Consider the following 26,860-nt stretch of genomic DNA (forward strand, 5'->3'; position numbering starts at 1 on the left):
CGGGTTGGCTGCCGACGACAAAAAAGACTCCCCTACGTCGGGTCGGTATCCGCCTCGGCAGCCGCGCTCGCTTCCTCGTCGTCGTCTCCCTCGTCTGTCGACTGGCCGAAGAGGTCCGGGTCGAGCGTCGAGTCCGCGAACGACTCGAACGTGTACTCCGAGGGGTCGTAGACGCCCAGCAGCCGGTTCGACCGCGTCTCGACGGCGTCGAGGAAACGGTTGTTGACCACCGCCCGGACGATTTCGTGGAGCGACTCCTCCTTGTCGTCGACCGACTCGAGGACGCCCAGCGTTATCTGTGCGCCCGCCATGTCCGCGTGGCCGCCCGCGGAGCCGATCTGCCCGAATGCGTCTCTGAGCGCTTCGCCGAGGTCGATGTCCGCACCGCGGGCGCGGGCCGACGCGTATATCGTGCCCTCCATGACGCCGTACACCATCGTCGCGTGGACGCCCTCCAGGTCGAGCAGCCGGTCTGCGGCCTGGGCGAGTGCGTCCCGGTCGGTGACCCGACCGACGCAGCTCAGCAGCACGGACCCCTCCTGTTCCCGGTTCGAGATGGCGCGCCCGACGACAGAGAGCGTCTCGGAGGTCACGCTCGGGTCTTCGATTCGCTGGAGGACGCCCATGTCGGCCCGCTCGACCAGGTGCGCGGCGGCCAGGAAGTCCTCCGGGGAGACCTCCCGGCGGAAGTCCCGCGTGTCGACCCGGATACCAAAGAGGAGTCCCGTCGCGATTGGGCCCGGGATGTCGACGTCGAACCGGCGGAAGTAGTCGACCAGAAGCGTGCTCGTCGCGCCGACGCCGCTCCGGAGGTCGACGAACCGGCCCTCTATTGGGACTCGCGGCGGGTGGTGGTCGATGACGATGTCGATGGCGAGGTCCTCGGGCAGCTGGTCGTTGACGCCCGGTCGCGAGTGGTCGACCAGCGCGAACCCGTCGAACCGGTCGAGGGCGTCGGGGTCGTCGGGGTCCAGGTTCTCGAGGTCGTACTCCAGGAGGTTGACGAACGCGCGGTTCTCCTGGTGGGAGATAGCGCCGTAGTAGCAGACCGTGGCCGAACAGCCCGCTCGTTCGGCCAGCTCGGCCAGCGCGACGGCACTGGCGATGGCGTCCGGGTCGGGATTGTCGTGTGTGACGACGGCGAGCTCACCGTCGACGTCCCGGAGGATGCGCTGCAGCTGGCGGACGCGCGTCCCGTCCTCGCCGATGGCGTCCTTGAACCACCTGGTGAGCACCCGGTCCGGGTCGACGACCCGGTCGGCGAGGCGCTCGAACGACTCGCGCTGGTCCGCCGTCGCGCCCTTCCCGGTGTACACCAGCAGGAACGCGTCGGGAAAGAGCGCGTTGGCCGTCCGTGCGGCCCGCACGTTGGTCGCGGGGTCCTCGGCGGTGACGATGACGGTGTCCGGCGAGACGTTCAGCGCCACGAGCTCGTCGGCGTCCGTCTGGTCGGCCTCGGTCACGCCGATGCCGTCGTCGCGGAGCGCATCGGCCCGGTGGCTGTCGTCCGTGACGACAGCGAGGTCGCCGCGCCCGTCGCTCAGGCTATCGAGGAGCGACAGCGCGGTCGGACCGGCACCGAGCACCAACCGAGAAGGCATACCAGTGAGTCTTCCCGGAGCGGCTAAAAACCCTTCACTTCAGTCGTTCCTGGAGGAACGAGGGGTGTGCGGCGGTCACGCCGTCGAGCGCGAGTATCTCGTCTTCGATGACGTCGGCCAGTGACCCGCCGTCGGGCGCGCGCACCTCGGCCATCAACATGTGGTCACCACTGGACGTGTACAGCGCTTCGACCGCGTCGATGTCTTTCAGCTGGCGCGTCGCCTCGACGTACCGTTCGCTCGCGACGTCCATGCCGACGAGAGCGATGGACTGGCCGGCGAGCTTCTTCGGGTCCACGTCGGCCGAATAGCCGACGATAACCCCCTCTTCCTCGAGTTTCTTGATGTACTTTCGCACCGTCGGCTTCGAAACGTCGGCTCTGTCTGCGATCTCCGCGTAGGACGCCTGTGCGTCTTCCTCCAGAACAGACAGGATTCGACGCTCCGTCGACTCGGTGCTCATGCACCTTTATTTTCAGTGGGTGAAAAAATATCTTCCGAAGCCGAAACCCGTCGAACGGTCCCCCGAACGGGGGCCGACGAGTTACTTGTGGTGGTGGAGCAGTTCGTCGTAGGTCCGCTCCCACTCGGCGTCCTCGTCGAAGTACCGTTCGGCCAGCGGCTCCTCGGGCATCTCGCCCGTGGAGCGCTTCTCGTCGCCGTAGGACGGATTCTGGTCGTCGACGTAGTAGCGACCGGTGAGGACCTCGCCCTCGTAGAGCTTGTCCTCGGTCTGGAACATCATCTCGGCCGCCTCCTGGCGGTCGTTGATGTCGTGTTCGTACTCGTCGGACTGCTGGATGTCCGTGTACGGGACGTAGTGTTTCGCGTCTTTGTTCCAGGTCGGACACTGCGTGAGGAAGTCGATGTGCGCGAAGCCGTCGTGTTCGATGGCCTCGGCGATGATCTCCTTGGCCTGGTTCGGGTTCACGGCGGCGGTGCGAGCGATGTACGTCGCACCGGCGTTCAGCGACTGCGACAGCGGTCGAATCGGCGACTTCGCCGAGCCGTGGGGCTGGGTCTTCGACTTGTGGCCCTTCGGCGATGTCGGCGAGGTCTGCCCCTTCGTGAGCCCGAAGATCTCGTTGTTGAACACGATGTACGTCATGTCGTGGTTCTCCCGGGCCGTGTGGATGAGGTGGTTTCCACCGATGCCGTAGCCGTCACCGTCACCGCCGGCGGCGATGACCTCGAGGTTCGGGTTAGCCAGTTTCGCGGCCCGGGCGACGGGCAGCGAGCGGCCGTGGATGGTGTGGAACCCGTAGCTGTTGAAGTAGCTGTTGAGCTTGCCCGAACAGCCGATGCCCGTAAACAGGGCGACCTCGTCGGGGTTCTTGCCCACCTCGGGCATGGCCTGTTTCAGCGCCTTGAGGACGCCGAAGTCACCACAGCCCGGACACCACGTCGCCTGTGGTTCGATGCCGGGTGTAAACTCGTCTCGGTCTATCTCGCGGTCGTCTCCGATTGCACTGAATGCACTCATGGTTAGTCACCCGCTGCGGGGAGGTACTTCAAGTTGGTCGCGGCGAGGTCCTCGCCGTTGATGCTGGACTCGAACCCGTCGACGATCTCGGCGGGTTCGAAGGGGTTGCCGTTGTACTTCAGGAGGCTCGACATCTTGTCGCCGTACTTGCCGATCTCCTTCTGCGTGAGGCCGCGGAACTGCGCCGTGGCGTTCATCTCGACGACGAGCGCCTCGTCGACGGATTCGAGGAACTCGCTGACCTGCTCGACGGGGTAGGGCATCATGTCCGAGACGCCCAGGGCCTTCACGGAGTGCCCGTTCTCGTTGAGCCGGTCGACGGCCTCGAAGGCCGTGTCCTGCTGGCTCCCCCAGACGAGGATGCCGTAGTCGGCCTCGTCGGGGCCGTAGTAGGTCTGGTGGCCCGCGGTCTCGTCTAAGTCCGCGCGGATGTCGTCGAGCTTCCCGAGCCGACGGTTCATCTGCGCGATGCGGTTCTGGGGGTCCTCGCTGATGTGGCCCTCCTCGTTGTGCTCGTTGCCGGTCGCGAGGAACCGACCGTTCTTCTGCCCGGGGATCGAGCGCGGACTGACGTTCGAGCCGTCCTCCGGCTCGTGCAGGAACCGCTTGAACTTCCCGGAGGAGTGGTGAGCCGCCTCCTCGATCTCTTCCTCGGTGAGGACCGAACCGGGGTCGGCGTTCGGCTCCTCGTCGAAGTGGCTCGCGGGCAGGTTCCGGAGCTCGCCCTGTATCTTCTGGTCGTAGATGACGATGGTCGGAATCTGGTAGTCGTAGGCGATACGGAACGCGGAGCGCGTCTGCGTGTAACACTCGCGGATGTTCGCTGGGGCGAACACGATCCGTGCGGAGTCACCTTGGGACGTGTACAGGACGTGTTCGAGGTCGGCCTGTTCGGGTTTGGTCGGCATCCCGGTCGACGGACCGGCGCGCATGGCCTCTAGCAGCACGATCGGCGTCTCGGTCATCTCGGCGAGGCCGAGCGGTTCCGACATCAGCGCGAAGCCACCGCCGGACGACCCGGACATGGCCTTGACGCCGGCGTGGGACGCACCGAGTGCGAGCGCAGCCGCCGCGATTTCGTCCTCGACCTGCTCGGAGATGCCGCCGAAGTTCGACAGGTGCTGTGACATGATGGTGAAGACGTCGGTCCACGGGGTCATCGGATAGCCGGAGATGAACCGACAGCCCTCGTCGAGCGCACCGTAGGAGATGGCGTTGGACCCCGAGAGGATGACCTGCTCCTCGTCGTGGGTGTTCTCGGGCATTTCGATGTCGTGGTCGACGTCGAGTTCCGCGGCCGCCTCGTAGGCGTCGTGCAGGACGTTGAGGTTCGCCTCCTGCATGTCGCCGTCCATGTTCTGCTCGATGAGGTTCTCGAACGGCGCCGTGTCGATGTCGAGGATGGCGGCGGTCGCACCGATACCCGCGGTGTTCCGCATGATCTCCCGTCCGTGTTCCTTTGCGATGCCACGGAGGTCCATCGGAACGACTTCCCAGCCGTTCTCCGCGGCGGCCTCCTCGAGGCCGACCTCGTCGACGTCTTCCTCGTCGAGGAGGCCCTGGTCGTACAGCAGGACGCCGCCCTCGCGGAGTTCGTCGAAGTTCTCGTACAGCGGTTTGAGCTCTTCCTTCCCGTAGTAGGCCTCTTCCTGGGGGTTCCGTGCGAACGAGTCGCCCAGGGCGAGCAGGAAGTTGTAGCCGTCGCCGCGTGACTGTACCGGTTCGTCCTTTGCCCGTACCTCCACGTACGTATGGCCACCCCGGATCCGCGATGGGTAGTGGCGATGTGTGAACACGTGAAGTCCCGAGCGCATCAGGGCCTTCGCGAAGTTCTGGCTCGTCGAGTCGATTCCGTCCCCGGAACCGCCTGCGATGCGCCAGATTAGTTCGTTGTCTGTCATGGTTAGATGTCGGCCCCAGCTGTGGTGCCGTACTCAGGCAATTGTAGGGCCGTGACTAAAGATTTTCCACTGAGTCGACGTTTATTAATCGTTATCTTTCGTTTGACGCCCCTGAGTTGGCCGATTTCGGCGATTGAATCCATGTCAGATTCGGTGTGTTTGGAGTGGAATATAGGAGTTAGTTCGCACGTAGGTATCTGTGACGACGGACGGGTCGGCGGAAGGCATAACCAGATACGCTCCCTATCACTACCGTCGATGTCGCTCTCCGAACTCATCGCCGGCGTCGAGGCCCACGAGCAGACGCTTACCGTCTACAACGCCGGCGCGGCCGCCAGCGACGAGTTGCGAGCGCAGTTCGCCGACCGGAACATCCGCGTCGAGACAGAACGGACCGAGAGCGGGCGGCCCGACGAGTTCGTCACACTGAGCGACGACGGGGAGGTCGTCACCGCGACCAGTCTCGCCTCCTTTCGCGACGAACTCTCGTCGATGGATTCGACTGACGGCAGTGACAACCCGTACCGGTCGCTCCTCGACCACCTCGACGAGACGATGTTCACCTCGTGGTCCATCGACCGCCTGGTGGCGGCGTCCCGGGAGATAGAGGACCGGGCCTGGCGCGTCGGGACGGGGGCCCTGCACGCGGGCTTTCAGACCACGTCCACGCTGAAGGGGGAACTCGACCTCTACACGCGGCTGGGTGAGACGGACGTCGACGTCCACGCCTACGCCTATCCGGACACCGACCCGCCGGACCAGGACCGGTTCACGCTCCACCTCGAGCGGTCGAGCGAGATCGCGGAGTCCTGGTTCGTCGTCTTCGACGGCGGCGGCGATGACGAACAGAAGAGCGCCTTGTTGGCCGAGGAGCGAGAGCCGAGGGCGTTCTACGGGTTCTGGACGTACGACCCGACGACGGTGGACTACATCCTGCGCCACCTGGAGTCGACCTACGGGTTCGTCGAGCAGTGAGCGACGCCGGGGCTGACGCCAGCGGTCGAGCGTTCCGTATCGCAGAGACCGGGCAGCGCGTCAACGGCCTCGAACTCGAGTTGCACCTCCAGTTCGGGCTCTGGCGGGTGCTCGACCGTGCTCCGAACCGGTGGCTCGTACAGACAGCGGACGGAGAGACGCTGACGCTCGAACTCGACGACCAGTAACCCGGGCTTACGCCAGTTCCTCGAACACCGAGCGGTCGTGACCCAGCAGCACGTCGGCACCCGTCTCGCGCTCGATGTCGCGACACCGTTCGAGACTCGCTTTCCACGACCCGTTGTTCCACAGGAGACTCGTCGCCATCGGCTGGCCGGCGTAGTTGGCCTCGACGTAGGCCTCGTCGCCGGCGACGAGCAGCGGGCGGTCCGGGCGGTCGATGAGCGCACCCAGCAGTCCCGGCGTGTGGCCCGGCAGGTGGAGCAGCTCCACGCCGTCGGTGAGGTGGTACCGGTCGCCGTGGACCACCTGCCAGTTCAGGTCGTGGTCGAAGTCGCTGGCGAGGTAGGCGATAGACCCCTCGTCGGTCTTGGCGCTCAGGTACGCGAAGGGCAGTTCCTCGCGGTGGACGTAGATTGGCACGTCCGTCCCGGCGAAGTTGTAGAGCCCGCCCGCGTGGTCGAGGTGGAGGTGGCTCATCACGACGGCGTCGATGTCGGCTATCGAGTACCCCGCGGCTCCGAGGTCGTCCGAGAGGGCGTGCTGGTCGGCGTCGACGTGGGCGAAGGCCTCGTACAGCGGGGCCGGCCAGTAGCCGTCGCCGGCGTCCGGGTGCGAGCCGGTGTCCCAGAGAATGGTCATCTCTGGCGTCTCGACGACGAGGTTCCAGACCACGAACTCGGCGTACTCGTGTTCGGGCGAGCGGTTCGACGCGGTCGCGACGGCGTGGCCGTCGACGACGAAGTTCATGTCTGCGGTGACCGTGCCGCGGTCCAGGAAGGTGACCGAGATATCGTCCATACGCTGTGTAGGTGTCAGCCACAGATAAGGAGTGGGCCAAACAGGTAGGGACTGCTAGTGCGACGCAGTGTCAGCGTTGTGATTACTGCGGGGCCTGCCGGTAGATGAGGTTCCGCTGGATGTCGTTGGCGCCCTCGTAGATGACTGGGATGCGGACGTCGCGGTACACCCGCGAGATGCGGTTCTCCGTCAGGACAGACCGGCCGCCGTGGAGCTGCATCCCCTTCTCGGCACAGTCGGTCGCGGCCTCTGTCGCCCGGGTCTTCGCCAGCGCCGCCCAGTAGCCGGCGTCCTCCTGGTTGGCGACGCGGTCGGCGGCGTGCCAGGTGAGCGTCCGCGCGGACTGCAGTTCGAGGTGCATGTCGGCGAGCTTGTGCTGGACGGCCTGGAACTCGTCGACGGTCCGCCCGAACGCCTCTCGGTCGTGCACGAACTCCCAGGCTTCCTCGATGGCGGCCGCCGCCAGGCCCAGGCCGTGCCCGCCGACGATGACCCGACCGTGGTTGAAGAACTCCGCGAGCATGTAGAAGCCCGCGCCCTCGACACCGACGAGGTGGTCCTCGGGAATCCGGCAGTCGTCGAAGACGATGTGGGCCTGCTTCGACGCGCGAAAGCCCATTTTCTCCGGGATGTGCTCGGCGTCGTATCCGTCGGTGTCGGTGGGGACGATGAACATCGAGTAGTTGCCGTAGCGGTTGTTCGGGTCGTCTCCGGTCTTCGCGTACACCGTCACCCAGTCGGCCTCGACGCCGTTACCGATCCAGTACTTCTCGCCGTTGAGGACCCACTCGTCGCCGTCTTTCTCGGCGGTGGTGTCCATCCCAGCCATGTCGCTGCCGGTCTGGGGTTCCGAGACGGCCAGGCCGGTAATCTGCTCGTTCTCGGCGACCGGGCGGAGGAACTCCTCTTTTTGCGACTCGTCGCCGTGGTCCTCGACGATTTCGGCCCCGAAACTTGCCAGTTGTAGCGTGAGCGCGATGCCAGCGTCGGCGCGGTAGAACTCCTCGGCGATGGCGAGAATCTGGTGCAGGTCGAACCCCTTGCCGCCCCACTCCTCGCCGATGTCCTGGGCGACCAGGCCGGCGTCCATCCCGGCTTCGAGGATGTCGACCGGATACTCTCCCGACTCGTAGTAGTCGGCGGCGTTCGGTTCGATGTGTTCCGCGGCGAACTCGCGCGCCGCCTGCTTGACGTCGTGGGCGTGTTCCGGAACCGGGTGTGTCGAGAGTAGTTCCATGGAACTGTTCACGGACTGTGCCACCAAATAACTCGTGAAACTCGGGAAAACCCCGCCGAAGTTGTTTCTGTGAATACGCTGATAATCGGCCAGCACGCTTTTCTCCACCAACGGTAAGCGAGTGGAATGAATCGCCGCGATTACCTCGCCGCGGGCGCGGGTGTCGGTGCCGCCGCGCTCAGTGGCTGTTCGTTCCTCGCCGCAGCAGAGAGGCCACCCCCGGAAGTGCCCCAGCAGCGCCTCGACGAGGGCGGGTGGGCACAGACGAATGAATCGTCCGGGACCGTCCTGGAACGCGACTATGGCCCGGTGACCCTCGAAGCGGTCTCACACACGCTCCAGTACGTCGACCAGGCCCTGCAGACGCGAGTCGCCGACTGGACGCTCGGCCAGGTCGAGGCCGCGCTGTCCGTGTTCTTCGCCACGCGGGTTGACTTCAGCCCCAACCTCGACAACCTCCCGGCTGGCGTCGGCCAGGGAGAAATCGTCGACCAGGTGAAGGCGAACAGTCGCGACCAGTTCGAAGGGCAGATGCGCGACCAGGGACTGACCGACATCGAGAAAACCGGCGAGGGGAGGGTCGCCGTCGACACCGGCGAGACCGCAGAGACGGTCGAGATGGCCGCCGTCTTCCCCTTCGAGGGTATCGAGTTCCCCGTGACTGACGAGGCGGGTGTCGCGATTCCGTCGGCGGACATCGAGGTGTCGGCGCTGCTGGCGGTCTGGCACCACGGCGACTTCGTGCTCGTCTCCGGTGGGGCCTATCCCGCCGAGAGCTTCGCGACGAGCGTCGAAGACGACCTGAGCGAGGGCATCACCGTCTCCGTCGACGTGGACCTCGACCTGACGCCGTCGGCGTACCGCGAGGAGATGCGCGGCCTCGTCGCGGGCGTCCAGTAACTCACTCCGGCGCGGCGTCCTCCGGGACCCGGCCCTCGACCAGCGAGGCGTCGCCGTACTCCTCTCGCAGCGTCTTCTTGCTGAACTTCCCGGTCGCCGTCTTCGGCATCTCGTCGATAGTCACGAAGTTGTCCGGCACCCACCACTTTGGGTACGAGTCGAGCACGTGCTCGCGGAGGTCGTCGGCCAGGGCGTCGGTGTCTGTCCCCTCGGTCGGGACCACGAGCGCGAGGGGGCGTTCCTGCCAGCGCTCGTGGGGGACGCCGATGACGGCGGCCTCCGTCACGTCGTCGTGGGCCATCAGTTCGTTCTCCAGTTCCACCGAGGAGATCCACTCGCCGCCGCTCTTGATGACGTCTTTCGCGCGGTCGACGATCTTGATGTAGCCGTCCTCATCGACGGTCACCACGTCGCCGGTCTTCAGGTAGCCGTCCTCGAACTCGGCTTCGGTCGCGTCGGGCCGGGCGAAGTACTCCCGCGTGACCCACGGCCCGCGGACCAGCAGTTCGCCGAACGCCTCGCCGTCCCAGGCCACCGCCTCGCCGTCGTCGCCGACGACGCGGAACTCCAAGCCGGGCGTGATGAGACCCTGCTTGCTCCGCTTTTCGACCTGTGTGTCGTAGTCCGCGTCCTCCAAGTTGCCTTTCAGGTGTGCGACCGAGCCGACGGGGGCCGTCTCTGTCATCCCCCAGGCGTGGACGAGTTCGACGTCGTGGTCGTCGAAGAAGCGAATCATCGCCTCGGGCGCCGCGCTCCCGCCGACGACGAGGCGGTCCAGCGAGGAGAGGTCGGTGTCGTGCTCCTTGACATGTTCCATCAGTCCGAGCCAAACCGTCGGGACGCCCGCCGTCACGGTGACGCCCTCCTCCTCGATGAGTGTCGCGAGGTCCTCGGGACTCGGCTGGGGGCCGGGGTAGACGTGCTTGGCCCCGCCGGCCGTCGCCGAGAACGGGAGGCCCCAGGCGTTGACGTGGAACATCGGGACGACGGGCATCATCACGTCGTCGTCGTCCAGCGGGATGCCCTGGGGTTGCTGAATCGCCATCGTATGCGCCCAGAGCATCTGCTGGGTGTACTCGACACCCTTCGGACGGCCTGTCGTTCCCGAGGTGTAACAGAGGCCGGCGGGCTGGTCCTCGTCGAGTTCGGGCCAGTCGTACTCGGTGTCGTGGCCCTCGAGGAACGAGTCGTAGGCGACGGCCTCGAGGTCCGTCTCCGGCATCGACTCGCCCATCACGACGTAGCGGTCGACCGTCGAGAACGGGTCGGGGTCGTCGGCCACCGCGCCCTCCAGTTTCGGCAGGAACGACTCGTCGACGAAGATGGTCCTGTCGGCGGCGTTCTCGACGATGTACTGGATGTGCTCGTCGGGCAGGAGCGGGTTGATAGTGTGCAACTGCGCGCCGATGCCGGGGACGCCGAAGTACGTCTCGAAGTGCCGATGGTGGTTCCAGCAGAACGTCGCCAGCCGGTCGCCGTCACCGTAGCCCGCCGCGTCGAGCGCGTTGGCCAACTGCGCCGTCCGGTCGGCGTACGTGGCGTAGTCGTACCTGACCATCCCCTCGTGCGTTCGGGAGACGATCTCCGTGTCGGGATACAGGTTCGCCGCGCGCCACAGGAACGGTCCCAGCGTCTGGGGTGAGCCTCCTGGCATACCGTGCTACATGTAGACGAGTTACAAGAAACCACGGTCCGTGTGACCGAGGGGCGTGGGAGTGCCCGGGGCTAGACGTCGATTTCCTGCATCAGCTCGACCAGTTCCTCGAGCTCGGGGAACGTGTAGACGGTCACGTTGATGTCCGAGTCGAGCGCCTGGACCCGCGAATCGAACATCAGCGCCATCTCGCTGTCGCGGTCGCCCACGAGCTGGTCGACCATCCCGCTTCCCGGCCCGAACGTGAAGTTCGGCGTCGAGATGTCGATTGTCGTGTTCAGGACGTTCGCCCAGCCGTCGATGAACCCGGAGGTCATGATGTTGCCAATCTCCTGGATGGCCGACCGCTCCATGTCGGTGAAGCCGGTCGCGCTGGGGTCGGTCTCGCCCATATCGCCGATCATCCCGGCCGCGAGGTCCTTCGCGCTCCGCGCGCTGAACAGGAAGAGGATGTAACCGTGGGGCTTCTCGACCATCTCGATGCTGATGCCGATCTGTTTCTCGTCGCCGATGTGGGTCTTGATGTCCGGAAGGTCGATGAAGTTGATCTTCGTGATCTCCATCTGCGTCTCCATCCCCGTCATCTGGCTCAGGTGGCTGGCGACCGTGTTTCCGCCCTCCTTCGCCATCCTGTTGAACAGTCCGAGCTTCCGGATATCTATCTTCAAACTCATGAGCAGGGGCGCCTTGCCGGAGGTTCTGCGCCCTCGTACATAAGCGATACACCCACATTTTCGCAGGCGAGAATCGGGTTCAATCGATACGCAGACTCACGGCGACACCCTCGCCCAGCGGGAGCAGCCCCGTCTCGAACGCGGGGTCGGACCGAACCGTCTCGAGGTAGTCCGCGACACCCTGACTCGTGGCGTTCGCATCGACAGACTCGCCCGCGAGCAGCGCACGGACGTCGTCGAAGTCAAGCGGTCCGGCCTCGATGGTGTTGTCCGCGACCACGACGCCGCCGACGGGCACCTTCTCCCGGACCGCCTCGAACGCCTCGACGTAGCGGTCCTTCTCGTTGTCCACGAGGACGACGTCGAACGGCCCGTCGTAGTGCTCGACTGTCTCGACGGCGTCCCCGTGTTCGAAGACGGCGCGGTCCGCGTACCCACCCCGGTCGAGGAACGCTCGCGCCTCGTCGAGTTCGTCGGCGTCGATTTCGGTGAGCACGATTTGGCCGTCGGCCGGCAACGCTGGCGCCATCCAGTAGGCGGAGTAGCCGAAGCCGGAGCCGAACTCGAAGACGCGCTCGGCGTCGACCATCCGCGCCAGCAGCCGGAGCCACCCACCGACCGCGGGACCGACCGTCGGGAACCCCTCGCGGTCGGCCTTCTCGTCCATCTCCGCGATGACGTCGTCCCGGGCGGGCGTGAGCGCCCGAGCGAACTGTTCGGTGACCTCGGGGAGCGGTGTCTCGTCCATGTCGACCCTGCGGTCGGGTCGGTCGTAAACCCGGCGGCCGTCAGCGGTTGCGGCCGAGCGGGAAACTGACTCGGTCCGGGGACTCGTTGAACGCCTGGATGACACGGCGGTACAGTTCGTTTTTCACCCGCTGACCGCGCCGTGGGTGGACGAGGTACCGGAGCCTGAACTCCACCCAGGACTCCCCCTGCACGACGTTGACCGTCGGACGGTCTTGCACTTCGAGTTCGACGGGTGTCGCGTCCAGGTTACGTCGGTAGCGGCCGATACGGTCCGCCATCTCGTCGCCCAGGTAGTCGTCCGCCACGGCCCGCATCGTCTCCTTGGCGAACTCGAAGTCGGTCTCGTAGGCGACCTGCACCGAGAGCTCGTTCCAGACGAACGGAAACTCCTCCTGGGTGTAGTTCTTGACGTGCGAGGAGAGGACCACGCTGTTGGGGAGTGTGATGGTCCGTCCCGAGGGCTGGTTCGAGGAGACGAGTTCGCCGTTTATTTCCCACAGCGTCGTCACCAGGAACGACACCTCGACGACGTCGCCCTTCGAGGACTCGATGGCGACCCGGTCGCCGGCCTGGTAGGGTCGCTTGACCATGATGTAGACCCAGCCCAGCAGCGAGAAGAGCGGTTGCTGGAGGGCAAACGTGACCGCGAACCCGACCACTCCGAGCGAGAACAGCAGCCCGAGCCACTGCTGGGTGAGGATGCCGAGCGCGGCGAACGTCCCGACGAGGCCGAAGGCGAGTCGGAGGACGTTCCGCGCGTCCTGCTTCCGGCGCTTGTCGGGCGTGTACCGCTGGACGGCGTTGTTGACGAGACGATAACAACCGTAGGTCGCGAACCCGACGGCGAGCGCCGACAGCAGCTTCACGAGGAGGAAGGAGAGCGCGAACCCGTCGAGGGAGCCGGTAATCCCGAGGCGCTGGACGGCGACGATACCGAGGGTCGAGAGGCCAGCCAGGAGGAGCGAGAGATATCCGAGTGGACGACTCACGTCACGGTTCTCGGGTGGGGTGGGCAAAACGGTTTGGTGACGGTCCCGTCACCGCGCGGACCCCGCTCGCTCGACCAGCGTCTCCACGCGCGACCGTGTCACGGGGTTCGTCGTCAGGCCGTCGCGCTTCAGCGCCGTGCCGACGATAACGCCATCGGCCAGTGCGAGCAGTTCGTCGACAGACTCGGCCGTGACGCCGCTGCCGACGAAGACGGGGACCGATGGGTCGACCTCGTCTCGTGCCTCGACGACGGTGGCGAGGTCGGACTCGTCGGCCGACTCCCCGGTCCCCGGTCCGGAGACCACGAGCCCGTCGGCCAGCTCGCGTTCGATAGCGTCGGCGACCTGCTGGTCGAGCGGCGAGTCGGCCAGCGGCGCGGAGTGTTTGACGGCCACGTCCGCCAGTATCGCGACGTCGGCGTCGATTCGCTCGCGCAAGCGGAGCGTCTCGTGGGCCTGTCCCTCGACGACACCCTGGTCGGTGAGGCGAGCGCCGGTGTGGACGTTGACACGGACGAACCGACTACCCGTCGCAGCGGCGACGGAGAGCGCAGCGTCGGCGTCGTTCCGGAGGACGTTGACGCCGACGGGCACGTCGACGGCCTCACGGACGGCTGTCGTGACGGCGGTCATCTCTGCGACGACGTGGGGCGGCACACTGTCCGGGTAGAACGGCGCATCGCCGAAGTTCTCGACGATAAGCGCGTCGACGCCGCCGGCTTCGAGTGCCGTCGCGTCGTCGGTCGCCCGGGCTCGAATCTCGTCACGGGAACGCGCGTGCTGTGGCGCGCCAGGCAGCGCCGGCAGGTGGACCATCCCGACGACGGGGCGCTCGGCGCCGAAGACCTGTGCTCGGTTCATACCGACCGGTTCGGCGACGACGCTGAAAAAGGCAGTCGCCCAGCGCTCTCTTCAGGCGTCCCAGTAGTCCGGTTCGTTCCCGGGCTTCCACTTGATTGAACAGCCACGAGACGGGCGTTCCTCGGCGGTGACGTCCTCGCCGTCGAGCACCGTCTCGACGTGGGCCGCCATCTCCCGCTCCGTCGGCTCGTCGTCGGGGTTGGTCGCGTCGTCGAGGCGACCGTGGTAGGCCAGCTCGAAGGTGCCGTCGACGTTGCGGAACAGATAGGGGTCCGGGGTGCAGCGAGCCCCGTAGGCCGCTGCGACCGACTGGTCGGAGTCGAAGAGGTAGGCGTCGTACTTGACGGTCCCCTCGGCGACCACCTCCTGCATCATCTCGAAGGAGTCGTCGGGGTACTGCTCCGGGTCGTTCGGGTTGATACCTACGACAGCGAGTTTCGGGAACTGCTTCGCGAGGCGGTTCAACTCTGGAATCTTCGCCTTCGCGTACGGACAGTGGTTGCAGGTGAACACCACGAGCAGCGCCTCGTGGTCCGTGAAGTCGTCGAGCGAGTGCATCCCGCCGTCGGCGCCGGCGAGTTCGAACGACGGGGCCGCGTCGCCGTGCTGCAACACGTCGGAGTCGGAATCGAGTGAGACCATACGTTCGTTAGGATGGGGGCGCACAAAAGATTCCGGGCGGCCCTCGCAATCGGTCACTCGCTCGCTGCTCGCCCGGTCGTCGGTAGCTCACCCGCGACGGCGAGGACGACGGCCGTCAGTGCGATGGCCACCGCGCCCATGCCCGCGAGGACCAGGAACGCCGCCTCGACGCCGGCTCGTTCGACGACGGCCGCGAGCACCGGTGGCGCGACTGCCGCGCCGCCGGAGATGCCCACGGTGAGCAGGGCGAAGTTCTTGCCGGCCGAGTCTTCGGTCGAGAGCGCGTCGGCGAGCGAGGCCCGGGCCGGACGGCTCCCGTCGACGGTCGCGCTGAGGACCATCACCAGGCCGAGCGCGCCGAGCGTCGGGAGAAGTCCGAGTCCCAGACCGGCCGCCACGACGACGAGCGCCGCGTACCCGACCAGGAGCACCGGGGCCGGCGAGAATCGGTCGGTGAACCACCCGCCGCCGAAGATGACCACCGCCCCCGTGACGAGCATGGCCGAGACCGTGAAGTTCGCCGTCGGGTCGGGAATCCGGTACACGTCCGTGAGCAGGCTCGCGGTGTACTGCTTGATACCCCACGCGGCCATCGAGGTGACGAACCACAGCACGGTGAGCGAGAGGATGGCCGGCGAGGAGAGCACCGAGCGGAGTTCGCTCCGTGCGCGCTGGGCGAGGGACGCGTCCGTCGACACCACTCTGGTCGGGGCGGTGATGTCGTCGTCGACGTACCGGTCGAACGTCAGCAGCGCCACCACCCCGTAGAGCCCGCCGAGGACCGCGACGGTCCCGATGGCCAGCCGCCAGCCGAGGCCGAGCGTCGCGAACAGCGCGACGATGGCGGGCGGCGCCGCGAAGCCGACGACGCCGAAGAACCCGTGGACGCTGTAGGCCCGGCCGCGCGTCGCCGGCGTCGTCGCCGAACCGATGAGCGGGTAGTGGGCAGGGTGGTGGCCGGCGATGCCGATACCGGTGACGACGCTCGCCGCCAGGAGCCACACGTACGACTGCGCCGCCGCCGTCAGGAGCGCCCCGAGCGCACCGAAGATGAGAGAGAGCGCGAGCACGGGCTTCCGGCCGCGCGAGTCGGAGACCGAGCCCAGCGGGAGCTGGAACGCGGTGACGACCACACCGACGGTACCGAGCGCGATACCGAGCTGTGCGTCCGTCACCCCCAGGTCGCTCCTGAGCGGGCCGAAGATGGGCGGCAGGAGCATGAAGTAGGCGTGGTTGACGACGTGGGACCCGCCGACGAGGCCGACGACGAGGCGGGATTGTGAGTCCGAGACCACTGTACCCAGTGCTCTACGGCCCCGGTAAAAGAGCGTCCTGATTCAGGCCGCCGAGGGCGGTCCGAGGGCCGTCACTCGGCCCCGTCGAGACGCTCGGCGATGGCGGCATCGAACGCAGACGCCGCCGCGTAGACGTCGCTCTCCGCGTCGACGCGGTACGTCGTCTCCGCTCCGTCGACGTCCCGTTTCGTGAGAAAGCCCATCGTGACCAGATGCTCCAGGGTCCCGTCGAGATACAGGGTCTTCAGCGGAACGCCGGCGGCGTCGCTCAGTTCGGTCTTCGTGTACTCCGTCCCGGCATCGAGCCGGAGCACGGTGTCGATGACGGACGGCGCTTCCTCGTGTTCGGCGACGTGGCCCCAGCCGGTTTCTGGGTCCGGCGACTGCCCGACTTCGTCGTACATTATCCGTCACCAGGGAGTTGGACGCAATAAATCTCTGGGCTTCACTGTGAGGGGGGTCGGGACCGTCGGTGACAGAGGTCAGACACGGCGCCACGAGAGCCCGCGGGGAGCAAGGTTTTTGTCTGCGACCGTCCGCCTCCTGAGTATGAGCAGTCGACGAGAGATTCTGGACCTGCTTCGGGAGAACGCCCGCTACACCACCGAGGACATCGCCCGCCAGACGGACTTCTCCGTCGAGGAGGTAGCGGCGGCTATCGAGGAGTTCGAGGAGGCAGGCATCGTCTGTGGGTACCAGGCTGTCGTCGACTGGAACGCCGTCGAGACCGACGAGGAGCGCGTCCGGGCGACAGTGGAGCTCAACGTCGCGCTGGACCGCGAGACCAACTACGGCGACATCGCAGAGCGCATCGCGAAGTTCCCTGAGGTCACCTCGCTGCGGCTCGTCAGCGGCGACTACGACTTCGACCTGGAGGTGGAGGGCGATTCGATGCGCGAGGTCTCGCACTTCATCAGCGACAAGATCGCGCCCATCCCCGAGATCACCCAGACGGTGACCCACTACATCATGGAGTCCTACAAGGAACAGGGGATGGAGTTCGGCGACCACGACGACGACGATAGACTCTCCGTCTCGCCATGACGTTCGAACCAGCCGAGCGGGTCGACCAGGTCCCACCGTCGGGAATCCGCCGCTTCTTCGAGCTGGCCGAGGAGATGGACGACATCATCTCGCTCGGGGTCGGCGAGCCGGACTTCTCGGCGCCGTGGGCCGCCCGCGAGGCGGCCATCGCCTCGCTGGAGCGGGGCCAGACGTCCTACACCGCCAACCGCGGGAAGCGTGAACTGCGCGAGCGCATCGCCCGGTTCGAGGCGGACAAGCACGCGCTCCAGTACGACCCCGACGAGGAGATCCTCGTCACTGCGGGCGCCAGTGAGGGACTGGACCTCGCCTTCCGGTCGCTGCTCGACCCCGGCGACGCCATCGCCGTAGTCCAGCCCTGTTACGTCTCGTACGTTCCGGACGCTACCTTCGCCGGCGCGGAGGTCGTCGACGTCCCGACCCGGGCCGAAGACGAGTTCAAGCTGACCCGCGAGGTGCTCGAGTCGTCGGGGGCGGCCGAGGCCGACGCGCTTGTCTACTGCTACCCGAACAACCCGACCGGTGCGACGATGACCGGCGACGAGCTCGCCGAGGTGGCGGCGTTCTGCCGCGAGCACGACCTCGTGGTGTTCGCCGACGAAATCTACGCCGACCTCACCTACGAACACGAACACACGTCCATCGCGACGCTGCCGGGGATGCGCGAGCGGACCGTCGTCTTCAACGGCTTCTCGAAGGCCTTCGCGATGACGGGGTTCCGACTCGGCTACGCGATGGCGCCGCCGGAGGCCATCGAGGCGATGAACCGCGTCCACCAGTACACGATGCTCTCGGCGCCGACGACGGCCCAGTACGCCGCCATCGAGGCGCTGGACACCTGCTGGGACGAGGTCCAGGAGATGACGGCCCAGTACGACCGCCGCCGCAAGTACGTCCTCTCGCGCTTTGCGGACATGGGCATCGAGTGTTTCGAGGCCGCCGGCGCGTTCTACGCGTTCCCGGAGTGTCCGTGGGACGACGCCGACGAGTTCGCCGAGGCGCTGTTGCAGTCCGAGGGCGTCGCCGTCGTCCCGGGGACCGCGTTCGGCGAGGGCGGCGACGGTCACCTGCGGGTCTCCTACGCCACCGGCCTACCGGACCTCAAGGAGGCCATGGCGCGAATGGAGTCGTTCCTCGGGTGATGTACCGGGGAACGAGGGTGCTGGATTATCAAATGTAATAACGGCCCCGTAAGTTTGAGTAGCAATCGGCGAAAAGACCAGTCAACCGTGCCGAATCATGTCACACCACTTGGACTACAGTGGGTCGGGTCACTGACAGTCGATTTCTCTACGGGTCACCGGAAATGAAAGACAATGGCTATTGACCAATCTGAGGAGGGAGCGGCAGACCAAATCGGAACCGGACCGGGGGAGCGCTCCCCCGTAGTCGGCGAGTACACCTGGGACGACCTCCGCCGAGAGGAACACACCGGCGGACGGTTCGACCGGAGCGAGTACCTGGGCTTCGAACCGACCAAACTGCCACAGCGCCTCGACGACGCCGCCAGCGCGGCCAAGACACTCGATGGCGTGTTCGAATCGTACATCGACCCGAGTACGACACCCGTCGTCAAAGGCCAGTATTCCTGGGAACACTTCAAACAGGAGTACTACTACGAAAACGGCACACGGCCGAGCGGCGAGGACGGGCGCGTCGTCCCCTTCGACGAGTCCGAGTACCTCCAGTTCGACGCCGAGGAGACGGAGGGCGTGCTCTCGTACGGCGAGGACCTCGCCAGCGAGCTCCATGCGGTTGTCGACCGAAACACGGTCGACGTCAGCCCGGAGCTCGACGAAGACGAGTTCTTCTCGACACAGGAGGGCTACACGACGGTCGTCAACCGCTACGACCTCGAGAAGGCGGTGCCCCAGTCGAAGAAGTCACACTTCAAAGAGCTCGAACGGTACTGGGTCAACAAGCCCTTTGCCTGCGTCGTCATCTTCCACTCTCGCAAGGAAAACGAGAAGAAGTACTACGTCATCGAACCCCACCGGAACCCCATCGAAGCGGACCTGATGTCATTCCTCTCGGGGAAGCTCAAGACGGCCATCAAGTACTCCGAGGACGACGTCATCGTCAAAGGGTCGGAGACGGACCGGGCCGACGTCATCCAGCGCGAAGCCGAGCAGCTGCTCTCGCGGTACGACCTCTACCACGGGTCGGTCGGGACCGCCGACAGCGACGAGAGCTTCATGGGACAGGTCAAGAGCCTGCTGGGGATAGAAGACACGGAAACGGAAGACGGGGGACCACTCGACGGCATCTCGGTGCGTCCCGAGCCCGCCATCCTGGAGGACGACCCGAAGACGCTCAACGAGTACCAGGTCGAGAAACTCCTCTACATGCTCAAGCGGGACTTCATCGGCTACGCCCGCATCGACGGCATCAAACACGACATCAACGTCGAGGACATCTCGTGTGACGGCTACAACTCCCGGGTATTCGTCTACCACACCGACTACGAGCAGATCATCTCGAACGTCGAACACGGGGAGGGCGAACTGGACGACTTCGTCGTCAAACTGGCACAACGGTCGGGCAAGGGTATCTCGAAACGGCAACCACAGGTCGACGCGACGCTGCCCGACGGGTCGCGTGCCCAGCTGACGCTGGGGCGCGAAGTGTCGGACCACGGGACCAACTACACCATCCGGCAGTTCAAGGACGTCCCGTTCACCCCAATCGACCTCATCAACTGGAACACGTTCTCGCTGGACGAGATGGCGTTCCTCTGGCTCTGTATCGAGAACAACAAGAGCCTCATCTTCGCCGGGGGCACGGCGTCCGGGAAGACGACCAGCCTGAACGCCGTCTCGCTGTTCATCCCGTCGAACTCGAAGATCGTCTCCATCGAGGACACGCGCGAGGTGGAGCTGCCCCAGCGCAACTGGGTCGCCAGCGTCACCCGCCCCTCCTTCGGCGAGGACGACCGGGGCGACGTCGACGAGTTCGACCTGCTGGAAGCCGCGCTCCGACAGCGGCCCGACTACATCGTGATGGGCGAAATCCGTGGTGAGGAGGGACGGACCCTCTTCCAGGTCATGTCGACCGGGCACACCACCTACACCACGTTCCACGCCGACTCGGTCGGCGAAGTCATCAAGCGCTTCACGACCGAACCCATCAACGTCTCGAAGACGCTGTTTACCGCGCTCGACCTGGTCTCTATCCAGACCCAGACCCGCGTCGACGGCAACAAGGTCCGCCGGAACAAGTCCCTGACCGAGATCAACGAGTACTCCGCCGAGAACGACGAGATCAACGTCCGGGACGTCTACGAGTGGCGCGCCCAGCGCGACGAGTACGTCCAGATGGGCAACTCCAACACCTTAGAGGAGATCAAGTTCGACCGTGGGTGGACCCAGGAGAAGCTCGACACGGAGATCTTCAAACGCAAGATCGTCCTCGCGTACCTCATCGAGCAGGGACTCAACACCTACACAGAGGTTGCGGCCACCGTCCAGGCGTACATCAACGACCCCGACACGATACTGACGCTGATCGCGAACGACCAGCTGCAGAACTCGCTCGAAGACCTCCGGGAGATGGAGTCGGTCAAGATCGACATCGACCCGGCGAAAGAGGAGATGGTGCCGCGGCCGGACGCCCCGTCGGAGATGGTCGAGGAGACGAAGGCCGTCCTCGACGACGCGTCCTCGCTGTTCGACAACTACCGGAGCCGTGACACGCCCGACATCGTCTCTGCCCTGATGGACGGGCAACAGGAGACGGAGCCGCAGGCCGAGGACACCATCGGGTTCGGCGAGTTCGTCCCGAAGGCCGGGGAGGACGGGGACGGATGAGCCTCAAGACGAAGAGCCAGCAGGAGCTCGCCAGCGGCGGCGCTCTGGGTGACACCTTCTACCCCGCCTACCAGCGGCTGTTCGACGAGGAGGGCGACTTCGTCAAGAGCGTCGAGAAGAAACTCGCCCAGGCACGGATGGCGGACAACGTCGAGATGTTCCTGGCGCGGGCGCTGGCCGTCGGCGTCATCGCTGGCCTCGCGCTCTGGCTCGTCGGGACGCTGCTTGGCTACCTGCTCGTCAACATCCTGATTCCGAACCCCTCGGAGTTCACCTTCATCGGGATTCCCGTCTCCGACTCGACGTCGGCGCTCATCGACACGCTGAAACTCCCGATAATCGTCCTCTTCACCGGCATCGTCTTCGGCGCCATCGGCTTCGCCGTCGGCTTCGGCTCGCTCGTTTCGATTCCGTACTTCCGGGCCGGGGCGCGAAAACGGGAGATAAACGTCCTGCTGTCGGACTCCATCTCGTTCATGTACGCCCTTTCTGTGGGCGGGCTGAACCAGCTGGAGATTCTCCACGCGATGGGGCAAGCAGACGACACGTACGGCGAGGCCGCAAAGGAGTTCCAGTCCATCGTCTTGGAGACCGAATACTTCGATACTGACTACCGGACGGCCGTGCGCAACCAGGCGCTCGAAACCCCCTCCGACCAGCTTTCCCAGTTCCTGACCGACATGCTCTCTATCATCAACTCCGGGGGAGACATGACCTCGTTCCTGGAAGACCAGAAGGAGAAACACATGCGAACCGCCCGGCAGGAACAGGAGAAGATGCTGGAGACACTGGAGCTGTTCGGCGAGATGTACATGACGCTCTCCCTGTTCCCGCTCTTGCTCATCATCATCCTCGTCATCATGTCGATGATGGGCAACGCCCAGACGACGCTCATCTACGGGACGGTGTACGGCCTGATCCCCTTGACCGGTATCGCCTTCCTGGTGCTCGTCTCGACGGTCACTCAGGACGCCGTCGGCGACGGCTATCTGCGGCCGAACGCCCGCGAGGAGGATGTCGTCGTCGACGAGGGTATCGGCGTCTTCAACCTCGGTCTCGTCGAGCAGTACACCGGCACCCACGGCGTCTTCGACCGCATCAAGAACCGCGAGGGGACCTACGAGCTCACACAGATACTGCTGAAGCCCCACCTGTTCTTCCGCGACCACCCCCTGCTGGTCCTGGGCCTCACCGTCCCCATCTCCATCGTCGCGGTTGCGGCCACGGTCGTCCTCGGCTGGGCGCCGCTGTCGATAGACGGGATGATCGCGAACCCGGTCCTGGGGACGTTTGCCTGGGTGTACGTGCCGCTGTACATCAACCTCCTGCCGCTGGCCGTCTTCTACGAGTGGAACCAGCGCTCGCGGAAGGCCATCGTCGGCAACCTCTCGGAGAACCTCCGGAAGCTGGCGTCGGCCAACGACACCGGGATGACGCTGCTCGAATCGATCAAGGTCGTCTCCGAGACGTCTGCCGGGAAGCTCTCCGAGGAGTTCGAGACGATGCACGCGAAGGTCAACTACGGGACCAGCCTGAAGAACGCGCTCCGGGAGTTCAACAACAAGTACCACGTCCCGCGACTGGCCCGGACGGTGAAACTCATCGCGGAGGCCCAGGAGGCGTCCAGCCAGATTCAGAACGTGCTGTCGACGGCCGCACAGGCCGCCGAGAACCAGGACGACATCGAGCGCGACCGGAAGTCCCGGACGCGCATGCAGACGGTCATCATCATCATGACCTACCTGACGCTGCTTGGCGTGATGGCGCTGCTGAAGACGCAGTTCCTCGACGTGATGGCCGGGCTCTCGGCGCAGGCCTCGGGTTCGAGCGGGGCCGGCGGCGTCGGCGGTGGCGCCGGGTTCGGTGGCAACGTCGACACGAACATGCTGTCGATGCTGTTCTTCCACGCGGTGACCCTGCAGGCCATCCTGTCGTCGTTCATCGCGGGCTACATCCGCGAGGTGAAGCTCATCGCGGGCGTGAAGTTCGTCGTCATCCTCTCGACAATCGCACTGGCCGTCTGGATCGCCGTCGGGTGAACGACGCCGGGCCTTCCGGCACGCGACGGACTCAGCCTCGTGACGGCCAGCACGAATTCCCGCGAAAAGCATGAGCTTACAGCCACTGTTAGAGCGGTTCACCGCAGAGTGCGCTTGGGCAAATCAGCGATGGTTGGCGTTGTCGCCGAGACACCTCGAATAACCAGGTGAATTCAGTTGCCGTGGCCGTCCCTAGTCTCGTTCCTGACCCCCGCTTACTTACCGTTCGCGTGGTCTGGCGGGCCCTGGGGTCCAGGGGGGCCTTGGGGTCCCGGCTGGTCCGGAGGTGTCTTCCCTGGCTCGCCACACCTACCCTGTACCACGTCGAACGGATCGCGGTTTTTACAATTTTCCGTACCTGGTTCAGTTGAATCGTACTTGAACCCCGTCCCGAACTCCCGGATTCGGCATTGGCTCCCCGGCTTTCCCTTCTCTTCAGCCTTGGCTTCCCAGGCAGCCAGCGCTTTCGACGCACATTCTGTCGGGTTACAGACGTAACAGGCATCGTTTGACCAGGGGTTCGCCTCCTTGGTCGGGGTGCCCGCGATGATCTTTCCATCATCCACCTCATAGCAGAAATCTCCCTGTTTTCGCACGACAGAGAGCTCCCACCCATCTTCGTCACTTTCCTGAGCAATGAGGACAGTAAACCACTGGGTCGAGTCGTCTGTGTCCAAACTGACACAGATCTGACTACACCCACAGAAGTTGACCTGGAACGAGGTGTTCGCCGCCGCAGTGCCACTGGCGAGTCCGAGGCCGGCCGTCGTCGCAACGGCCGTCTTCAGGACCTTTCGTCGGTTGAGACTGGTTCCATCGTCCGAGTCCGATGTATTTCGCTCCATCGTTCGTGGTCGATGACACAGATATATTGTAACGATGATATTACAGAGAGTATGATTCGCTTACGATTCCCCCGTTTCGATTTCCGTACACGAGTGCTACTCGAGACAGTGTCCGTCTCTCCGAGTGCCGTTCACTACGTCGACGCCGCGACTGCCAGGATTCACGCCCCGTATCGAACGCACGGTTTCCGTCGCCCTCGAGCTGTGAGCGGCAGTAGACTCGCTGGGGTTCGTGCGAGCCGAGCGAGCCGCTTCGGTCTCACTCACACCGGACGTCGACAAGGGCGAGATAGGATAAGTTGGCTCACACTCTGTCGATTCTGTACCGAATGGGAAGATTATGGACCCGCCGGGATACGATGACACTGCGTGAAAGAATCGATTAAACCGGGCCGCCTTCCGGCGGTTTCGAGAATCGTCTCACCACGAGCGTCGAGTCAGTAATCACTCCCACCGATCGAGAGTGTATCCCGTATCTGTCAGTACCGGCGTGCGAGATACAGAGCGTATATGCAGCATAGTATCGGAATGGAACTGACTCCCAACGTGCCATCCGAAATTCATAATTTTTCGGCTCCCATGCCCAAGATATCGACTTCCTCGCCACTGCCCGCCGCTTCGAGCTTTTCTTCCTCCGATAGTTCTTGGGCCCCGGCCAGATGGACGAGCGGAGCGTCCAGCGCCGTCGCGCTCAGCCGGATGTCATCGCTGCCGTCGTCGTCATCGTCGTCGTCCCCCTGTTCACCGAGGACTTTCACGTTCACGGCGTTGAGTCCTTTCCGCCCCTCGTCGGTCTGGAATGCTTGCGATGCCATCTGCTCGATCAGTTCTGCTTTATTCATCTCGGTGCTCTCTACCAGAGTGCTACCGACCAACGAGCCCAATCGGCTCCGGTCGCGGGCGAACTGCTCGACGATACGGTCCCCGTACTCGTCGCTCTCGATATCATCCGGGGTGACGCTCGCGACCTCGGTCGGACCCTCGTCGAACAGGAGCGTCACCGACTCCTCGAAGAGTGCGCCCTCGTCGAGTATCCACCCGCCGGCCAAGATGATCTGATCGTCGTGGATGACCCGCCGGACGTAGAACAGCCCGGGCAACGCCGTCGGTGCATCCACCGGCGTCACGGCCACGGGACAGACCAGCGTCTGCGAGCCTGATCCGCCGTTGTCGTATTCGACGTTGTCGCCCGGCATCACCATATCTCTGTCCTCGCCGAGGATGATTTCGCCTGTGCCGTCGGTCGTGAGGAAGACGCGTGTTCCAATGATGCCAGCCGATATCGGCGCACCACTGACGACAGCGCCCCCCTCCATTCCGTGGCCGACGATGCCCCGGCCTGCGGTGCGGTAGGTGTCCAGTTCCGCCGAGAGGATGTTCTGACAGGCGATGTCCTCGTGGAGCGACACGGAGCCGGCGGTCCGAATACAGCCGTCGTCGTCGTACTCGATTCCCTGGCTCCCGTACTGGTCGTGGAACGGTGCGCGGACACCGTCCGGTTCGCGTGAGGGGGCGAAGTACGCGAGCACCCGATCCAGTGTGAGTTGCTCGGCCAGCGAGCCACGGTCACCCGGAAGCTTCGCGTCGGGCAGACAGACGACGAACCGCTCTCCGATAGTCGGCTCGTCCTCCAGATACTCCCTGAGAGCGTCGTCATCCGCGGTCTCAGTATCCGTATCGTTGCCGGCACTCTGAGTCGGTGGTCGTGGTTTGCCCGCAATGGCCCCACAGCATATTGCTTGCGCCTGCTGTTGCCCGCTCGTTGACCAGCCTTCGAGGTCGATCTCACGGGAGTCAGCCCGGACCGTGGCCGGCACCGCCCGAACCTCGGTAGTACCAGCGACAGAGAACTCCAGCCCGTCACCGTCGCTGTCAGGGTCCTGATTCGACGGCGCTTGCCCGGGGTAGAACGCCGCCGGGGCGGAGGCCGTCGTCCCGACCAGCTGCTGGGCACCGCGGTCGATGAGTCCGTCGACGGCGGAACACCCCGCGAGCCCACCGAGTACGGCCGCTCCGCCGGCAGCGAGCATCGTTCGCCTCGTGATTCCCCACTCGGAGGGGCTCTGCTCGGTACGGCTTCTCGTCTCGTTCGAGTTGCTATCCATATCTAAACTACAAACGTTCTTTAAGCATATAAATTAGATTATAAATAGTCATCAAATTTGTGCACGCGGTTCCTGTTCCAGATCCATTGCCTGTGCCCGGGATCGACAATGAACGGAGTTCGGTCTGAACCAGCTCTCTGCGAGATACGCGCGTTGTATTCACCACGCTCGCGGATACCTACTCAGATGCTGTCAGGAGCTTCGTGCGAGATATAGAGGTTGAGTTCAGCAATAGGGTTGAATCTATTCAGGAGTGTCCCGTTGAACCAGCCGTGAGTTACGTTGACTTAGCGGTGTGATTCGACTGTGATGACTGGATAGCCCATTTCGTCGGCAATGATAGTAACAGTGGTCGTATCGGCTTCAAACTGAAGTGTCATCTTCAGCTGGTGGTTTTGGAAAAGCCGGTCGAGCGCATCTGTGTCAATATCTTCACTGATAAGCCATTTTTGTTCAATCGCATCCTCTTCGTGAGCCTCTGCTACCGCTGTTACGACAGCTGTGCTTAGCTCTTCGCCCTCAGCTGGCTCATAGTGGAAACTCTGTTCATTACCCATACACGGTGGTAGAATTGACAACTAAAAATGATTAGTACAACTATGTATGTTGGTAGTCACCTCATCGACCAGTCCATGAATCTGGAGAGCACAATTTTGGTGTTGAGTCCGAGGAATTGGGTAAAATCGGTCAGGTATGTAACGTTTACCCGTATATGGCTGAGAATACCACACTCACCTGGTAGATTGGCTTATGCAGGACAGTGTAGTATATAGGGTGTGCAGCGACCATCAAACGTCCCCACGGATGCTGCTTTCCTCGAAATCACCCCATCTTAATATGACTGACCACTGTGAACGCCCTGAAGGGCCCGAACTGAATATCATTCTGCTTGATGAACAAGCCCCGGTCTCCACGTATATCCTCTGCCCGGTAGACCCGACCGACAAAGAAATAAAAACAACATGGATCCGGTTCAAGGAGAGTGATAGCACCCCGCTGTCGGAAAACCGGTGAGCAACTCGATAAGCGATCACTCTGCGTCCCCAATTCAGAACGTAATTCGTTCAGATTCAGAGAA

The 26,860-nt window shown here is 64.4% G+C and carries 24 protein-coding genes; 7 read left to right on the top strand and 17 right to left on the bottom strand.

Annotation, left to right across the window (positions count from 1 at the left end):
* Nucleotides 1-32: 32 nt before the first annotated feature.
* From P1L41_RS14245 to P1L41_RS14260, 4 genes are all read right to left on the bottom strand, one after another.
* Nucleotides 33-1,601 carry a DHH family phosphoesterase gene (locus P1L41_RS14245; protein ID WP_276296394.1) on the bottom strand — a complete coding sequence of 523 codons (1,569 nt, stop codon included), beginning with the start codon at nucleotides 1,599-1,601 and terminating at the stop codon, nucleotides 33-35.
* Nucleotides 1,602-1,635: 34 nt separating this feature from the next.
* Complete coding sequence (gene lrpA1 / locus P1L41_RS14250) at nucleotides 1,636-2,064, bottom strand: HTH-type transcriptional regulator LrpA1 (RefSeq protein WP_276296395.1); 429 nt, start codon at nucleotides 2,062-2,064, stop codon at nucleotides 1,636-1,638.
* A gap of 81 nt (nucleotides 2,065-2,145) precedes the next feature.
* The gene (locus P1L41_RS14255; protein WP_276296396.1) at nucleotides 2,146-3,084 is read right to left on the bottom strand and encodes a thiamine pyrophosphate-dependent enzyme; all 939 of its coding nucleotides are present in this window, start codon (nucleotides 3,082-3,084) and stop codon (nucleotides 2,146-2,148) included.
* Between the two features lie 2 nt (nucleotides 3,085-3,086).
* Nucleotides 3,087-4,985: a 2-oxoacid:acceptor oxidoreductase subunit alpha gene (locus P1L41_RS14260; RefSeq protein ID WP_276296397.1), complete on the bottom strand. Its 1,899-nt coding sequence runs from the start codon at nucleotides 4,983-4,985 to the stop codon at nucleotides 3,087-3,089.
* A 258-nt stretch (nucleotides 4,986-5,243) separates the two neighbouring features.
* On the opposite strand from P1L41_RS14260, the gene P1L41_RS14265 reads away from it, so the two are divergent.
* Together P1L41_RS14265 and P1L41_RS14270 are read left to right on the top strand one after the other, a co-directional pair.
* The gene (locus P1L41_RS14265) at nucleotides 5,244-5,960 is read left to right on the top strand and encodes a DICT sensory domain-containing protein (RefSeq protein ID WP_276296398.1); all 717 of its coding nucleotides are present in this window, start codon (nucleotides 5,244-5,246) and stop codon (nucleotides 5,958-5,960) included.
* Nucleotides 5,957-6,148 carry a hypothetical protein gene (locus P1L41_RS14270; protein WP_276296399.1) on the top strand — a complete coding sequence of 64 codons (192 nt, stop codon included), beginning with the start codon at nucleotides 5,957-5,959 and terminating at the stop codon, nucleotides 6,146-6,148. The genes P1L41_RS14265 and P1L41_RS14270 overlap by 4 nt, the downstream gene beginning before the upstream one ends.
* Before the next feature lie 7 nt (nucleotides 6,149-6,155).
* On the opposite strand, the gene P1L41_RS14275 is transcribed toward P1L41_RS14270, so the two are convergent.
* Together P1L41_RS14275 and P1L41_RS14280 are read right to left on the bottom strand one after the other, a co-directional pair.
* Nucleotides 6,156-6,941: an N-acyl homoserine lactonase family protein gene (locus P1L41_RS14275; RefSeq protein ID WP_276296400.1), complete on the bottom strand. Its 786-nt coding sequence runs from the start codon at nucleotides 6,939-6,941 to the stop codon at nucleotides 6,156-6,158.
* 82 nt (nucleotides 6,942-7,023) lie between these two features.
* Nucleotides 7,024-8,178 carry an acyl-CoA dehydrogenase family protein gene (locus P1L41_RS14280; RefSeq protein ID WP_276296401.1) on the bottom strand — a complete coding sequence of 385 codons (1,155 nt, stop codon included), beginning with the start codon at nucleotides 8,176-8,178 and terminating at the stop codon, nucleotides 7,024-7,026.
* Between the two features lie 126 nt (nucleotides 8,179-8,304).
* Between P1L41_RS14280 and P1L41_RS14285 the strand changes: the two genes are divergently transcribed.
* Nucleotides 8,305-9,078 carry a DUF6517 family protein gene (locus P1L41_RS14285; protein WP_276296402.1) on the top strand — a complete coding sequence of 258 codons (774 nt, stop codon included), beginning with the start codon at nucleotides 8,305-8,307 and terminating at the stop codon, nucleotides 9,076-9,078.
* A 1-nt stretch (nucleotide 9,079) separates the two neighbouring features.
* On the opposite strand, the gene P1L41_RS14290 is transcribed toward P1L41_RS14285, so the two are convergent.
* The 8 genes from P1L41_RS14290 to P1L41_RS14325 all read right to left on the bottom strand — a co-directional run bounded on the left by P1L41_RS14290 (nucleotide 9,080) and on the right by P1L41_RS14325 (nucleotide 16,347).
* On the bottom strand, nucleotides 9,080-10,732 hold the full coding sequence (locus P1L41_RS14290; protein WP_276296403.1) for a long-chain fatty acid--CoA ligase: 1,653 nt from the start codon (nucleotides 10,730-10,732) through the stop codon (nucleotides 9,080-9,082).
* 71 nt (nucleotides 10,733-10,803) lie between these two features.
* A complete protein-coding gene (locus tag P1L41_RS14295; protein WP_276296404.1) occupies nucleotides 10,804-11,406 on the bottom strand; it encodes a chemotaxis protein CheC in 603 nt (200 codons plus the stop codon).
* Between the two features lie 79 nt (nucleotides 11,407-11,485).
* Nucleotides 11,486-12,154, bottom strand: a complete 669-nt coding sequence (locus tag P1L41_RS14300) for an O-methyltransferase (RefSeq protein WP_276296405.1) — start codon at nucleotides 12,152-12,154, stop codon at nucleotides 11,486-11,488.
* Nucleotides 12,155-12,194: 40 nt separating this feature from the next.
* The gene (locus P1L41_RS14305) at nucleotides 12,195-13,145 is read right to left on the bottom strand and encodes a mechanosensitive ion channel family protein (protein WP_276296406.1); all 951 of its coding nucleotides are present in this window, start codon (nucleotides 13,143-13,145) and stop codon (nucleotides 12,195-12,197) included.
* Between the two features lie 48 nt (nucleotides 13,146-13,193).
* Nucleotides 13,194-14,006, bottom strand: a complete 813-nt coding sequence (locus P1L41_RS14310; RefSeq protein ID WP_276296407.1) for a BtpA family protein — start codon at nucleotides 14,004-14,006, stop codon at nucleotides 13,194-13,196.
* A gap of 51 nt (nucleotides 14,007-14,057) precedes the next feature.
* Complete coding sequence (locus P1L41_RS14315) at nucleotides 14,058-14,648, bottom strand: thioredoxin family protein (RefSeq protein ID WP_276296408.1); 591 nt, start codon at nucleotides 14,646-14,648, stop codon at nucleotides 14,058-14,060.
* A 53-nt stretch (nucleotides 14,649-14,701) separates the two neighbouring features.
* Complete coding sequence (locus tag P1L41_RS14320) at nucleotides 14,702-15,943, bottom strand: MFS transporter (RefSeq protein WP_276296409.1); 1,242 nt, start codon at nucleotides 15,941-15,943, stop codon at nucleotides 14,702-14,704.
* Between the two features lie 71 nt (nucleotides 15,944-16,014).
* A complete protein-coding gene (locus P1L41_RS14325) occupies nucleotides 16,015-16,347 on the bottom strand; it encodes a hypothetical protein (RefSeq protein ID WP_276296410.1) in 333 nt (110 codons plus the stop codon).
* Between the two features lie 145 nt (nucleotides 16,348-16,492).
* On the opposite strand from P1L41_RS14325, the gene P1L41_RS14330 reads away from it, so the two are divergent.
* The 4 genes from P1L41_RS14330 to P1L41_RS14345 all read left to right on the top strand — a co-directional run bounded on the left by P1L41_RS14330 (nucleotide 16,493) and on the right by P1L41_RS14345 (nucleotide 22,832).
* Nucleotides 16,493-16,987 (top strand): Lrp/AsnC family transcriptional regulator, encoded by a 495-nt coding sequence (locus P1L41_RS14330; RefSeq protein WP_276296411.1) that lies wholly within the window; start codon nucleotides 16,493-16,495, stop codon nucleotides 16,985-16,987.
* Nucleotides 16,984-18,129, top strand: coding sequence for a pyridoxal phosphate-dependent aminotransferase (locus P1L41_RS14335; protein ID WP_276296412.1), 1,146 nt, complete (start codon nucleotides 16,984-16,986; stop codon nucleotides 18,127-18,129). Before P1L41_RS14330 ends, P1L41_RS14335 begins: the two co-directional genes overlap by 4 nt.
* Before the next feature lie 174 nt (nucleotides 18,130-18,303).
* Nucleotides 18,304-20,793 carry a type II/IV secretion system ATPase subunit gene (locus P1L41_RS14340; RefSeq protein ID WP_276296413.1) on the top strand — a complete coding sequence of 830 codons (2,490 nt, stop codon included), beginning with the start codon at nucleotides 18,304-18,306 and terminating at the stop codon, nucleotides 20,791-20,793.
* Nucleotides 20,790-22,832: a type II secretion system F family protein gene (locus tag P1L41_RS14345; RefSeq protein WP_276296414.1), complete on the top strand. Its 2,043-nt coding sequence runs from the start codon at nucleotides 20,790-20,792 to the stop codon at nucleotides 22,830-22,832. The genes P1L41_RS14340 and P1L41_RS14345 overlap by 4 nt, the downstream gene beginning before the upstream one ends.
* Nucleotides 22,833-23,047: 215 nt before the next feature.
* Here the strand turns inward: P1L41_RS14345 and P1L41_RS14350 are convergent, their stop codons facing one another.
* The 3 genes from P1L41_RS14350 to P1L41_RS14360 form a co-directional block, all read right to left on the bottom strand.
* Nucleotides 23,048-23,677 carry a hypothetical protein gene (locus P1L41_RS14350; protein ID WP_276296415.1) on the bottom strand — a complete coding sequence of 210 codons (630 nt, stop codon included), beginning with the start codon at nucleotides 23,675-23,677 and terminating at the stop codon, nucleotides 23,048-23,050.
* A 560-nt stretch (nucleotides 23,678-24,237) separates the two neighbouring features.
* Nucleotides 24,238-25,782 (bottom strand): hypothetical protein, encoded by a 1,545-nt coding sequence (locus P1L41_RS14355; RefSeq protein ID WP_276296416.1) that lies wholly within the window; start codon nucleotides 25,780-25,782, stop codon nucleotides 24,238-24,240.
* A gap of 287 nt (nucleotides 25,783-26,069) precedes the next feature.
* Nucleotides 26,070-26,339 (bottom strand): HalOD1 output domain-containing protein, encoded by a 270-nt coding sequence (locus P1L41_RS14360; protein ID WP_276296417.1) that lies wholly within the window; start codon nucleotides 26,337-26,339, stop codon nucleotides 26,070-26,072.
* Nucleotides 26,340-26,860 lie beyond the last annotated feature (521 nt).

This window comes from Haloarcula ordinaria (genome assembly GCF_029338275.1).
GTDB classification, from domain to species: Archaea; Halobacteriota; Halobacteria; order Halobacteriales; family Haloarculaceae; genus Haloarcula; species Haloarcula ordinaria.

Bases quoted from the DNA above. Each gene is read 5' to 3' on its own strand.
- P1L41_RS14280 (WP_276296401.1), bottom strand. From the start codon at position 8,178: ATGGAACTACTCTCGACACACCCGGTTCCGGAACACGCCCACGACGTC.
- P1L41_RS14285 (WP_276296402.1), top strand. From the start codon at position 8,305: ATGAATCGCCGCGATTACCTCGCCGCGGGCGCGGGTGTCGGTGCCGCC.
- P1L41_RS14295 (WP_276296404.1), bottom strand. From the start codon at position 11,406: ATGAGTTTGAAGATAGATATCCGGAAGCTCGGACTGTTCAACAGGATG.
- P1L41_RS14245 (WP_276296394.1), bottom strand. From the start codon at position 1,601: ATGCCTTCTCGGTTGGTGCTCGGTGCCGGTCCGACCGCGCTGTCGCTC.
- P1L41_RS14355 (WP_276296416.1), bottom strand. From the start codon at position 25,782: ATGGATAGCAACTCGAACGAGACGAGAAGCCGTACCGAGCAGAGCCCC.
- P1L41_RS14290 (WP_276296403.1), bottom strand. From the start codon at position 10,732: ATGCCAGGAGGCTCACCCCAGACGCTGGGACCGTTCCTGTGGCGCGCG.
- P1L41_RS14265 (WP_276296398.1), top strand. From the start codon at position 5,244: ATGTCGCTCTCCGAACTCATCGCCGGCGTCGAGGCCCACGAGCAGACG.
- P1L41_RS14350 (WP_276296415.1), bottom strand. From the start codon at position 23,677: ATGGAGCGAAATACATCGGACTCGGACGATGGAACCAGTCTCAACCGA.
- P1L41_RS14310 (WP_276296407.1), bottom strand. From the start codon at position 14,006: ATGAACCGAGCACAGGTCTTCGGCGCCGAGCGCCCCGTCGTCGGGATG.
- P1L41_RS14345 (WP_276296414.1), top strand. From the start codon at position 20,790: ATGAGCCTCAAGACGAAGAGCCAGCAGGAGCTCGCCAGCGGCGGCGCT.
- P1L41_RS14300 (WP_276296405.1), bottom strand. From the start codon at position 12,154: ATGGACGAGACACCGCTCCCCGAGGTCACCGAACAGTTCGCTCGGGCG.
- P1L41_RS14255 (WP_276296396.1), bottom strand. From the start codon at position 3,084: ATGAGTGCATTCAGTGCAATCGGAGACGACCGCGAGATAGACCGAGAC.
- P1L41_RS14335 (WP_276296412.1), top strand. From the start codon at position 16,984: ATGACGTTCGAACCAGCCGAGCGGGTCGACCAGGTCCCACCGTCGGGA.
- P1L41_RS14325 (WP_276296410.1), bottom strand. From the start codon at position 16,347: ATGTACGACGAAGTCGGGCAGTCGCCGGACCCAGAAACCGGCTGGGGC.
- P1L41_RS14330 (WP_276296411.1), top strand. From the start codon at position 16,493: ATGAGCAGTCGACGAGAGATTCTGGACCTGCTTCGGGAGAACGCCCGC.
- P1L41_RS14340 (WP_276296413.1), top strand. From the start codon at position 18,304: ATGGCTATTGACCAATCTGAGGAGGGAGCGGCAGACCAAATCGGAACC.
- P1L41_RS14275 (WP_276296400.1), bottom strand. From the start codon at position 6,941: ATGGACGATATCTCGGTCACCTTCCTGGACCGCGGCACGGTCACCGCA.
- P1L41_RS14315 (WP_276296408.1), bottom strand. From the start codon at position 14,648: ATGGTCTCACTCGATTCCGACTCCGACGTGTTGCAGCACGGCGACGCG.
- P1L41_RS14360 (WP_276296417.1), bottom strand. From the start codon at position 26,339: ATGGGTAATGAACAGAGTTTCCACTATGAGCCAGCTGAGGGCGAAGAG.
- lrpA1 (WP_276296395.1), bottom strand. From the start codon at position 2,064: ATGAGCACCGAGTCGACGGAGCGTCGAATCCTGTCTGTTCTGGAGGAA.
- P1L41_RS14260 (WP_276296397.1), bottom strand. From the start codon at position 4,985: ATGACAGACAACGAACTAATCTGGCGCATCGCAGGCGGTTCCGGGGAC.